Raw genomic sequence first — 10,133 nt, forward strand, 5'->3', positions numbered from 1 at the left:
AAAGCTTTCATCTGACCCTTTTGTTGTGCTGGTTGCTGTGCCGGCCGCTTAGCCGCCGGTCATGTTCATGAACCGGAGGATCTGCACATCCCCGTTGCTGGAGAAGTGATGCCGCTCCGGCTTCAGATCCATGGCATTGATAATGGTTTCCCGCAACTTGTCATCAGTCACCGGATTGCCCCGTAGCACCCTGCGCAGATCCACCGAGTGCTCGTTACCCAGGCACAGCAGCAGCCGACCTTCGACGGTCACCCGCACCCGATTACAGGTAGAACAGAAGTTGTGGGAATGGGGAGAAATGAAACCGACCCGGGTCTCGCTGTCTTCCATGCGGTAATAACGGGCGGGACCGCCGGAATCCTCGGTAGCGGGCACCAGCTCGTGATGCTTGCGGATGATGTCCCGAACTTCTTCGCTGGTGCAAAGCGCCAGGCCCCGATCGTGTTCGGAAATCTCACCCAACGGCATCTCTTCGATAAAGCTGATATCCACCTTTTTCTTGCGGGCGAACTCGATCAGCTCCGGGATCTCCTCGTCGTTGCGGCCCTTCATCACCACTGTATTGATCTTGATGCCCCGGAAGCCAGCTTCCCGGGCAGCATCAATACCGTCCAGCACATGTGACAGTTTGCCGGTGCGGGTGATGTTGCGGAATTTGTCGGCGTCCAGGGAATCCAGGCTGATGTTCAGGCGATGCATCCCCGCCTTGCGCAGAGGCTCGGCCATGGTGGTGAGCTGGCTTCCATTGGTGGTCATGGCAAAGTCGCGCAGACCGTAAGTGCCAATCTCCTTTACCAGCTCCAGGATATCCTTGCGTACCAGCGGCTCGCCGCCGGTCAGACGAATTTTTTCGGTACCCAGGTCAACGAAGTTGCGGGCAACGCGGGCGATTTCTTCCAGGGTGAGAACCTGCTGGCGGGGCAGGAAAGTCATGTCCTCGGCCATACAGTACACGCAGCGGAAATCGCACCGGTCAGTGACGGACAGACGCACGTAGTTGACGGTGCGACCAAAACGGTCTGTCAGCTTGTTCTGGGGCATCGGGTTGGTCCTGTTGCCGATTGTTTTTTAACCTGAGTATAGACCAAGTATTGCAGATCGGATCACCAATTCCGATACCCCTCGGGAGGTAAGCCTGCTGTCAGGTAATTCAGAGTGGGCCGTCCCTGGCCCGGGCTCTTTTTTTCAGGCGCTGAGCTCGCTGGTTGCGCCGCTTTCATCGGTTTCGAGGGCAACCGGCTCCAGATCCGGGAAGAAAACGCCCTTCACGACTTGCCAGGTTACGGCGAGTGCGCCAACGATGAAGACCACGTCGCCAACGGTTCTGACCCAGCGCAGGGTTTGCAGGATATCGCTCTGCATGAAGGCTTCACTGCGTGCGTACCACAGGCCCTCGCTGGCGCTGGCAATGAACTGGATAAAGCCGACCGGCAACAGGCTGGTGAACAGCATCAGGACCAGGCCAATATTCAGCCACCAGAAACCTACCTTCATCAGCCGCTCGTCAAAGATGATGCGCGGACGGATGTAACGCAGGATCATCAGTGCGAAGCCCAGGGCCAGGAACCCATAGACACCGAACAGGGCCGCGTGGGCGTGGGTGGGCGTGGTGTTCAGGCCCTGGATGTAATACAGCGCGATTGGCGGGTTGATCATGAACCCGAGCACGCCGGCACCCAGCATGTTCCAGAAGGCAACCGCCACAAAGAAGGTCAGCGGCCAGCGAATATTTTCCATCCACGGTGCGCGGGACTTCAGGCGCCAGTTTTCCCAGGCCTCGTATCCCAGGACCACAAGTGGTACCACTTCCAGTGCACTGAAGGTGGCGCCCACTGCCATTACCGGCGTGGTCGTGCCGGAGAAGTACAGGTGGTGGAAGGTGCCGGGCACGCCCCCGAGCATGAACAGGCTGGCGGATGCCAGGCTGGCAGATGTTGCCACGGTGCGGGACACCAGGCCCATGCTGCAGAAGATAAAGGCTAGGGCAGTGGTTGCGAACACTTCAAAGAAGCCTTCGACCCACAGGTGGACAATCCACCAGCGCCAGTACTCCATGATCGAGATATGAGTACGCTCGCCGTAGAAGAAGCCGGCACCATAGAACAGGCCAATGGCAACCACCGAAGCGGTCAGCAGGGCCAGCAGGTTCTTGTCACCAGGCTGGCGCAGGGCGGGAACAATACCGCGCAGCATCAGCACCAACCAGAACACGATGCCGAGGAACTTGCCGATCTGCCAGAGGCGGCCAAGGTCTACATACTCGTAACCCTGGTGGCCCAGCATGAAGCTGAGATTGGCCGGCATGATCTGGTTGATGGCGAGGAAGTTGCCAATAAACGAACCGGCAACCACAGCAACCAGGGCCCAGAACAGCACATCAACACCCAGTTTCTGGAATTTCGGATCCTTGCCGCCATTGATGATGGGGGCGAGGAACAGACCAGCGGCGAGGAAGCCGGTGGCAATCCAGAACATGGCGGACTGAATGTGCCAGGTACGCATCAGGGAGTAGGGGAACCACTCGGAGGTCTCGATGCCGTAGAAACCCTGACCTTCAACCGTATAGTGGGCAGTGAAGCCGCCAAGCATGACCTGGAAAGTGAACAGGCCAACCACCAGCAGAAGATACTTGCCCAATGCTTTCTGGGAAGGCGTAAGCCCGACTGCACTCAGTGGATCCTTCAGTGGCGCCTGCGGTTCCTCATCCTCCTTGCGAAGGAAGGCCCAGGCCCAGATCAGACCACCGACACCGGCAATCAGGAGAACCACACTGATTAACGACCAGACCACGTTCTCGCCGCTAGGCCTGTTATCGATAAGCGGTTCGTGGGGCCAGTTGTTGGTGTAGGTAACCTCGCTGTCCGGGCGTTCGGTAGCAGCGGCCCAGGCAGTCCAGAAGAAAAACTCGGTCATCCGCTCGCGACGCTCGGCGCTGGGCAGGGTGTTTTCCTTCATGGCGTAGTTTTCGCGGGTTGACTGCAGTTCCGGAGCGTCGCTGAACAGTCGGCTGTAGTAGTCGGCTGTTCTGGCAATAGCTTCGCTCCTGCGCTCGGAAAGCTGCAGAGTGCTGGTAGCGGCGTCGTAGGTATTGGTGCGGTACTCGGTCTTCAGGTCGTACTGCAGGGCGTTCTGCTGCTGCCCGCTGAGGCTGTGCCATTCCTGCCCGTACTCTTCCAGGGCTGCGATTTCCAGCCAGGTTTCCAGTTCACGGTGCAGCCAGTCGGCGGTCCAGTCCGGTGCCTGGTAGGCACCGTGGCCCCAGATCGAGCCAAGCTGCATGCCTCCGACGGACTGCCAGGCAGTTTGTCCATCAAGAATGCTTTCCTCGGTCATCAGGGTGTCGCCGTCGGCGGACACAACGCGATCCGGGATGGGCGGTGCTTCGCGGTACACCTCGGCACCGAAATACCCCAGGAGCGTGAAGGTTACTGCCAGGATTCCGATCAGCAAAAACCAGAGGCGGCGGTACTTAGCCATGGTGCGCTCCTCCCAGTCGGGTCGGGTAGGCGTCTTTCTGTTTCATAACACTGTCTCCTCATTAAACATTTATTTAAGATAAATCTTTATGCAGGAATTTTGATTTGATGCATTTAAGGTGTCAAATTTATTTTGTGGGTATATCGGAAGTCGTAGATGGGTAAGGGAAGGTTTTTAGGTGGGTGACTTTCTACGGTTTGATTTTTTTCTGGTGCCGGCTTAGCATTAAGATGTATTTATAGTAAATGTTATAGGTGGATTCATGAGTGAATACGAAAAGTGGCTTTTCACAGCAAACAGCACCCTGGGACTGTCAGTGTTGGGTTTGATGGTTACAATTCTGCTTGCATACCCGTTGGCGGGCGCGCTTGCACTGTCTGTGCAAATTGCTGCCCATATCGGAACCCTGGTTTTTGCGGTCGGTATCAAGGTGGCCTATGTGGCGCGTCTGGTTTTTCTCAGCCGTTTGGGCAGACCTGTCCATTGAATCCCGGTAGAATAGATGCAGTTATGAACCTTGGTGAGAACCCCGTGATGGGCGATCGTTTTGGGAAAACCGGATTTCGTATTCTTGCGTATATCTCGATTACGCTGGCTGCTGCAGGAGTGGTTCTGCCGTTGTTGCCCACAACACCCTTCGTTCTGCTGGCCGCATTTTTTGCCAGCAAGGGGTCTCCGGCTTTTGCTCAGTGGCTTGAAGACCATCCCAGGTTTGGTCCTGCCATTGATCAGTGGCGTACACGCAGGGCAGTGCCGGCACGGGCGAAGGTGCTGGCGTGCAGCATGATGGCCCTGAGTTGGGGGATGCTGTTTGCGTTGGGAGCGTCAGCGATGGTGTTGGGCATTTCTGGCGTATTTTTGTGCGGCACCGCCTGTTATCTGGTAACCCGACCTTCTTATTGAACGATTGCACACACGACTGGAGTATTGAATGCACATCACCCGCTACACGGATTATTCACTTCGAGTACTGATATATCTGGCAGTTCAGGGTGATCGTCTGGCGACCATTCAGGAAATCGCTGACAGCTATGACATTTCCAAAAACCACCTCATGAAGGTGGTGCACCAGCTGAACAAGAAGGGCTACATTGAAACCATCCGGGGCAAAAAGGGTGGAATGCGTCTGCATCGGGCGCCCTCGGATATTAACGTTGGTATCCTGGTACGGGAAACCGAACAGGACCTGAGCATCGTGGAGTGCTTTTCCTCCAAGAACGCCTGCAAGATAACCCCCGTGTGTGGCCTGAAATCGATGTTCGGTGAGGCGTTGAAGGCCTTCCTGGAAGTGCTGGACAAGTACACCCTGGCCGATGTTATCCAGGATCAGCACAGGCCCCAGCTCTTGAGATTACTTCAGATAGCCTGACGCGGCCAGGCGCGCCCTTGGCGCCTGGCCGCTCCAGCCCTGTCAGGCCGCTCTGGCCATTCCCATCAACTTCTCCGGCAGTGAATGTCGGAGTATGCGTTTGACTACCGTGCCGTACTGCTTGGCAAAACTGCCGGTGTTGTAGTGAATGCCGTGCTTTCGACACACCGCCTGTACCTTCCCGGAAATCTCCGGATACCGGTGGGCGGGCAGGTCCGGGAACACGTGGTGTTCCACCTGGTAGCTAAGATGGCCGCTCAGAATATGAAGCCAGCGGCCCCCGGTGAAGTTTGAGGACCCCGTGAGCTGGCGCAAATACCAGTGGCCCTTGCTCTCGCCCTCGCATTCCTCCTCTGTGAAGGTTTCCGCATCCTGGGTAAAGTGGCCACAAAAAATCACCGTGGATGACCAGAGATTACGGATCAGGTTGGCGCCCACATTCCCCGCCAGAACAATCGGAGCCACCGGAAAGGTAAGCAGCGGGAAGAAAACGTAGTCCTTGAAGGCCTGGCGGCCACCCTTGCGGGCGAATTGCTTCAGGAACGGCAGTTTTTCCCGCCAGCTTATTTCCCGGCTTCGCAGCTTCTCGGTTTCAAGTTCGTGCAGGCCCACGCCCCATTGGAAGAACACGCTCAGCAGAATGTAATTGATGAACTGCAGCGTGTGCCAGGGTTTCCAGGGCTCGTCATCGGTCAGTCGTAAGACGGCGTAGCCGTAGTCACGGTCCTTGCCGATGATGTTGGTGTAGGTGTGATGTTCATAGTTATGGGTACGGCGCCAGGAGTCACCTGTGCAGACCGTATCCCACTCGTAGGTCTGGGAATTCAGGCTCGGGTCGTTCATCCAGTCATACTGGCCGTGCATGACATTGTGACCGATCTCCATATTTTCCAGGATCTTGGCAATGCCGAGGGTTGCCGTGGCAGCAACGAACACCGGCGGAAGGAAGCCGAATGGCATCATGATCCGGCCACCGGCCTCAAGACTCCGGTGCAGCCGGATCATTCTCCGGATGTAACGTGCGTCCCGTTCTCCGAGGTCCGCCAGAACCTCCTCCCGGATCGCGTTCAGATCGGTTTCAAGTTCTGCGAGTTGCGCTTCGGTCATCTTTTTCATGGTCATACTCCCTGCGGTGCGCTCAGGCCCCGCAATAAAATCGGATGTGGGTTCTTAAAGGTCGAGTGAGACCGGGCCGCGGGGAACGGAGATACAAAGTTGGACAGTCTCCTCGCCGGGGCCGGAAGTTTGGCCGGTCAGACGGTTGATGACGGTACCCGTGGTTTTCCGGCAACTGCACTGGTGGCAGATGCCCATGCGGCATCCGTGGCGCGGTGTCAGTCCGGCGGCCTCGGCGATTTCCAGCAGGGTGGCATCGCCCTCGGAATCGACCATCATCTGGCTGCTCTCAAACTGAACCTCACCACCGAGTGTTTCGTTTCCAAGGTTGGCACTTGGCATTGAAAAGAACGTGCTGTGGATATCCGCGTCAGCAAAGCCTCTCTCGGAGAGGAGGCCCTGGGCCAGATCCATCAGGCCTTTGGGGCCGCAGAGATAGACCTGCCGAGCCTTGATGCCTGGCACTGTGTCCAGATCCTGGCCACGCAGGTAGCGGGGTTCCCTGGACTCGTTGGTGGCGATGATATTAAGCGTGAGGGCGCTATAGCGTGCCTTCAGGGCCAACAGTTTCTCCCGGGCAATAACGTCATCACGGGTTCTGACGAAATACAGCAGAGTCACCGGTGCCCGGTAATCCTGGGCCGCCATGGTCTCAAGCTGGCTCAACACTGGCGTGATGCCGCTGCCACCGGCAATAAACAGCACCGGTTGGGCCGGTTCTGGTATCAGAAAATCACCAAAGGCTTCGCCCAGACCGATTACCGCCCCAGTTTGCAGGTGATCGTGAAGCCAGTTGGTCACCAGGCCGCCGGGAAGGCGTTTGATGGTCAGCGTGACCAGTCCCTGTTCCTGCCAGAGCAGGGGTGAGCTCGAGAGGCTGAACGTACGGTTTCGGCGTACTCCATCCACTTCAACACAGATGTTCACATGCTGGCCCGCGCGGAAGCCCGACCAGCGCCTGGCCGGTTTCAGAACCAGTGTCTTGGTGTCCCCGGTTTCAGAAAGGATCTGCTCCACTCTGGCCGGTGTGTACTCTTGTACCCACATGGGGTTGATGCGTTCCAGCAGTGGGTCAAAAAACGCTTCCGGGTCATCCCGGTTGAATAGCTGCCTTCCGAGCCAGTGAAGGGCTTTTTGCTGGGGCTGTTTCGCTAACATGATCGTTGCCTCCCTGAGGCTTTCGGTTATTCATGTGTACAAGTGTTCACTAATGTGTACGACTGTACACACGGAGAATTAAAGTGACAACGGATCAGCTGGTAATGGCTCGAAATGACAAGCATTCTGTACTTTTATTTTTTCGGATGTGTACACTTGTGAACCATTCGTTGACGGCAGGCGGTACGGACAAAAGATGGCGGAAAAACAACGCAGAAAGCCCGGTGAAACCCGCGAGAAACTGATGACCGCGGCATTGACCCTGGTCGGCAAGGGGCGGCATTTCGCCAGCTTGGGTATCCGGGAAGTGACCCGTCAGGCGGGCGTGGTACCAACCTCGTTTTACCGGCATTTCCGCAATATGGACGATCTGGGGCTTCAGTTGGTGGATGAGCTGGGACTGGTGTTGCGCAGGATGATGCGAGAAGCCCGCGCGAATGTGTTGCAGGCGGACAAACTGATTGAAGAATCGGTGGCCATCTTTATCAGCCACGCGCAGGCCAACCGGAGTTTCTTTCTGTTCATGGCCCAGGGGCTGGCCGGTGAGAGCAGGGCAGTGCAGGAAGGTATCCGGAGCGAGATGCGTTTCTTTGCCAGTGAGCTTGCGAATGATCTGCGCAGGTTGAGGCTGGTAGACCATCTGACCGATCAGGATCTGGACATGACCTGTGACCTGGTGGTTCGCAGTGTCGCCTTCAGCCTGACTGATCTGCTCGGCGTATCCGCCGACGACGACTACCAGATCGAGCAGATCAGAAAGCGGACCACCCGCTTCCTGCAACTGATTTTCGTGGGCGCCGCTCACTGGCAAAGCGCGGGCTGATTGTCCGTTGTATCAGTCCGCTTTACTCTTTTTCGTCGACTGTTTGCGCGGCGCACTGGGCTTGGCCGCAGCTTTCGGTTTGGCCTTTGGCGGAAGAATCAGGCTTTCCAGTTCGTCCAGTGCTTCACCCGTGTAAACCGCAAGTCTCTGCATGCTTGGCAGAGTATCCCTGCAGCCCGTATAGCCGAAGTTCAGTGAGCCGTCATAGCTCAGGCAGGTGATGTTCAAAGCGCCACCGTGAGTAATCAGCGAGACAGGGTACATGGCTTCCAGTTTCGCGCCCTCGTAGTAGAGCGTTCTCTGGGGCCCCGGCACATTGGAGATCGTGACGTTAAATACCGGCCGCATGCGACCGCCAAGGCCGGACATCAGCTGCAGTATATAAGGCGACATCAGGAGCATGGTGTACTGGGTGAGCGCGCTTTTGGGCAGCTTCTGCAAATGCTCTTTGGCCCTTCGCGTTGACGCCTTGATGTTTTGCAGGCGGGTCAGTGGATCGGCTTCGTCGGTCGCAAGCGAAGAGATCATGAAACTGATCTGGGTGCCTGTCCCTTCGTCATCGGACGGCCGGATGTTAACCGGTATGCCGGCTGTGAGGGGAGCGTCCGGCAGTTCATTCTGTTCCAGCAGAAAACGCCTGAGGGCAGTTCCGCACAGGTACAGAACGATATCGTTGAGGGAAGCGCCGGAAACGTGGGCAAGCTCCTTGATCCTGTCGAGCTGATAATGCTGGGTGGCAAACCGGCGCTGGCCGGTAACCCGGTGATTGATCTTGGACACGGGTCCGGTAAACGGTGCCGTGAGACCATCCTCGGGGTGACGGACCGAATGCACCAGCCTGTTGCCCGCTTGCAACAGACGTGGCGCCATATCCGCTTGCAGTTTCAGTGCCTCCATGGCCTGTGAGACCGCGCCGGGCACGCTGGCCTCGGAATCGGATTTGCTGCCGCGACGGCGCTCCGGCCGAACCGACCAGGGTGGCGGCATGTCCCGTTTGTCGGGATCGGTTGTCAGTACCCGTTGCATCAGGCGTACACCACTGATGCCATCAATCATGGAATGATGCATCTTGGTGTAGAGCGCAAAACGGTTGTTCTCGAGGCCCTCGATAACGTGGCATTCCCAGAGTGGGCGGGCAAAATCCAGGGGGTTGGAGTGCAGGCGCGATACCAGTATGCCCAGTTCCCGTTCACCGCCGGGGCGCGGGAGTGCCGAGTGACGCACGTGGTAATCCAGATCGATTTTCTTGTCGACTTTCCAGCCCGGCGCCAGTACCCGACCCAACAGCCCGGACCAGGCAAGCTTTAAACCCCAGGGGGGCGCGACATCGCCGGTTTCCTTCATGCGGGTCACCATGTCCCGGAGGAAGGTTTCAGGGGCGCCCTCCGGTAGCGAAAAGATCTGCAGGTTGCCCACATGCATGGGGGTGTCTTCAGATTCTACGGCCAGCCAAGAGGCATCCAGCGTTCCCAGGCGTTTCATTCCTTGTGCGTCTCCACCAGTATCCACGTATTTTAGTTATCTGCTGCAAGTATACTTGCAACTGCTTCGTGACACGATGTTTCAGGTCATAAAGTTCCCCGGTTTTGCAGTGCTTTATCGCCTCAAACGTTTGCCGTTTTAGTCTCCCGAAAGAGGCGAGTGTGTGCTACTTTTCATCGGTTGGTTGCAGTAAAAACAAAAACATCCGGAGGCGTTGTGGAATCCAGCCCGCTTATCTCGGCAGGTCTGCCGATTGCTCTGTTCATCATAATGATCGGTATCGGCATGACCCTGACGATACGAGACTTCCGCCAGGTGGCGGTGTATCCGAAAGGGATGATCGTCGGCACCATTGCCCAGATTCTCGTCATGCCCCTCATCGCCTTCATGCTGGCCACGTTGCTGGCGGTTCCGCCGGCCATAGCGGTCGGACTGGTGATCATCGCTGCCTGCCCTGGAGGCACCACCTCGAATCTGTTTGTGCTGCTCTCGCGGGGGAACATTGCCCTCTCCATAGTACTGACCGTCAGCGCCAGCCTGATCACCATTCTTACCCTGCCGCTGTTTACCAATATTGCCCTTCAGTACTACATGGGAACCGAGGAAGACATTGTGCTGCCGGTCTGGAAAACCGTGGGCATGCTGATTGGCATCGTGCTCTTCCCGGTCGCCATCGGGATGGTGGTTCGTACCCGCAAGCCGGAGGTT

Annotated in this window: 10 protein-coding genes; 5 read left to right on the top strand and 5 right to left on the bottom strand. The window is 57.1% G+C overall.

Annotated features, from left to right (window positions below):
• Positions 1-48: 48 nt before the first annotated feature.
• Entirely contained in the window at positions 49-1,041 is a 993-nt protein-coding gene (gene moaA, locus B2W52_RS18745; RefSeq protein WP_092032036.1) for a GTP 3',8-cyclase MoaA, read from the bottom strand.
• Positions 1,042-1,185: 144 nt separating this feature from the next.
• A complete protein-coding gene (locus B2W52_RS18750; RefSeq protein ID WP_104270711.1) occupies positions 1,186-3,477 on the bottom strand; it encodes a nitric-oxide reductase large subunit in 2,292 nt (763 codons plus the stop codon).
• A gap of 262 nt (positions 3,478-3,739) precedes the next feature.
• Between B2W52_RS18750 and B2W52_RS18755 the strand changes: the two genes are divergently transcribed.
• Genes B2W52_RS18755 through B2W52_RS18765 form a run of 3 tightly spaced genes read left to right on the top strand, consistent with a single transcriptional unit; the run spans position 3,740 to position 4,846 of the window.
• Positions 3,740-3,964: a hypothetical protein gene (locus B2W52_RS18755; protein ID WP_008175371.1), complete on the top strand. Its 225-nt coding sequence runs from the start codon at positions 3,740-3,742 to the stop codon at positions 3,962-3,964.
• Between the two features lie 23 nt (positions 3,965-3,987).
• Complete coding sequence (locus B2W52_RS18760) at positions 3,988-4,380, top strand: YbaN family protein (RefSeq protein ID WP_008175367.1); 393 nt, start codon at positions 3,988-3,990, stop codon at positions 4,378-4,380.
• A 28-nt stretch (positions 4,381-4,408) separates the two neighbouring features.
• The gene (locus B2W52_RS18765; protein ID WP_008175365.1) at positions 4,409-4,846 is read left to right on the top strand and encodes an RrF2 family transcriptional regulator; all 438 of its coding nucleotides are present in this window, start codon (positions 4,409-4,411) and stop codon (positions 4,844-4,846) included.
• Positions 4,847-4,888: 42 nt separating this feature from the next.
• Here the strand turns inward: B2W52_RS18765 and B2W52_RS18770 are convergent, their stop codons facing one another.
• Together B2W52_RS18770 and B2W52_RS18775 are read right to left on the bottom strand one after the other, a co-directional pair.
• The gene (locus B2W52_RS18770; protein WP_008175363.1) at positions 4,889-5,962 is read right to left on the bottom strand and encodes a fatty acid desaturase family protein; all 1,074 of its coding nucleotides are present in this window, start codon (positions 5,960-5,962) and stop codon (positions 4,889-4,891) included.
• Between the two features lie 54 nt (positions 5,963-6,016).
• Entirely contained in the window at positions 6,017-7,120 is a 1,104-nt protein-coding gene (locus B2W52_RS18775) for a ferredoxin reductase (RefSeq protein WP_092032029.1), read from the bottom strand.
• Positions 7,121-7,316: 196 nt separating this feature from the next.
• Between B2W52_RS18775 and B2W52_RS18780 the strand changes: the two genes are divergently transcribed.
• Complete coding sequence (locus B2W52_RS18780; protein WP_014578194.1) at positions 7,317-7,943, top strand: TetR family transcriptional regulator; 627 nt, start codon at positions 7,317-7,319, stop codon at positions 7,941-7,943.
• A 12-nt stretch (positions 7,944-7,955) separates the two neighbouring features.
• On the opposite strand, the gene B2W52_RS18785 is transcribed toward B2W52_RS18780, so the two are convergent.
• Positions 7,956-9,425 (bottom strand): WS/DGAT/MGAT family O-acyltransferase, encoded by a 1,470-nt coding sequence (locus B2W52_RS18785; RefSeq protein ID WP_286803887.1) that lies wholly within the window; start codon positions 9,423-9,425, stop codon positions 7,956-7,958.
• 216 nt (positions 9,426-9,641) lie between these two features.
• Here B2W52_RS18785 and B2W52_RS18790 point away from each other — a divergent pair.
• Positions 9,642-10,133 (top strand): bile acid:sodium symporter family protein (locus B2W52_RS18790; RefSeq protein ID WP_414673518.1); only part of this gene is annotated, 492 nt, incomplete at its 3' end.

The organism is Marinobacter sp. UBA2498 (genome assembly GCF_002341575.1).
GTDB classification, from domain to species: domain Bacteria; phylum Pseudomonadota; class Gammaproteobacteria; order Pseudomonadales; family Oleiphilaceae; genus Marinobacter; species Marinobacter manganoxydans.

Excerpts from the sequence above, each read along its gene's own strand:
- moaA (WP_092032036.1), bottom strand. The coding sequence starts at position 1,041 with ATGCCCCAGAACAAGCTGACAGACCGTTTTGGTCGCACCGTCAACTAC.
- B2W52_RS18780 (WP_014578194.1), top strand. The coding sequence starts at position 7,317 with ATGGCGGAAAAACAACGCAGAAAGCCCGGTGAAACCCGCGAGAAACTG.
- B2W52_RS18770 (WP_008175363.1), bottom strand. The coding sequence starts at position 5,962 with ATGAAAAAGATGACCGAAGCGCAACTCGCAGAACTTGAAACCGATCTG.
- B2W52_RS18760 (WP_008175367.1), top strand. The coding sequence starts at position 3,988 with ATGAACCTTGGTGAGAACCCCGTGATGGGCGATCGTTTTGGGAAAACC.
- B2W52_RS18750 (WP_104270711.1), bottom strand. The coding sequence starts at position 3,477 with ATGGCTAAGTACCGCCGCCTCTGGTTTTTGCTGATCGGAATCCTGGCA.
- B2W52_RS18785 (WP_286803887.1), bottom strand. The coding sequence starts at position 9,425 with ATGAAACGCCTGGGAACGCTGGATGCCTCTTGGCTGGCCGTAGAATCT.
- B2W52_RS18765 (WP_008175365.1), top strand. The coding sequence starts at position 4,409 with ATGCACATCACCCGCTACACGGATTATTCACTTCGAGTACTGATATAT.
- B2W52_RS18755 (WP_008175371.1), top strand. The coding sequence starts at position 3,740 with ATGAGTGAATACGAAAAGTGGCTTTTCACAGCAAACAGCACCCTGGGA.
- B2W52_RS18775 (WP_092032029.1), bottom strand. The coding sequence starts at position 7,120 with ATGTTAGCGAAACAGCCCCAGCAAAAAGCCCTTCACTGGCTCGGAAGG.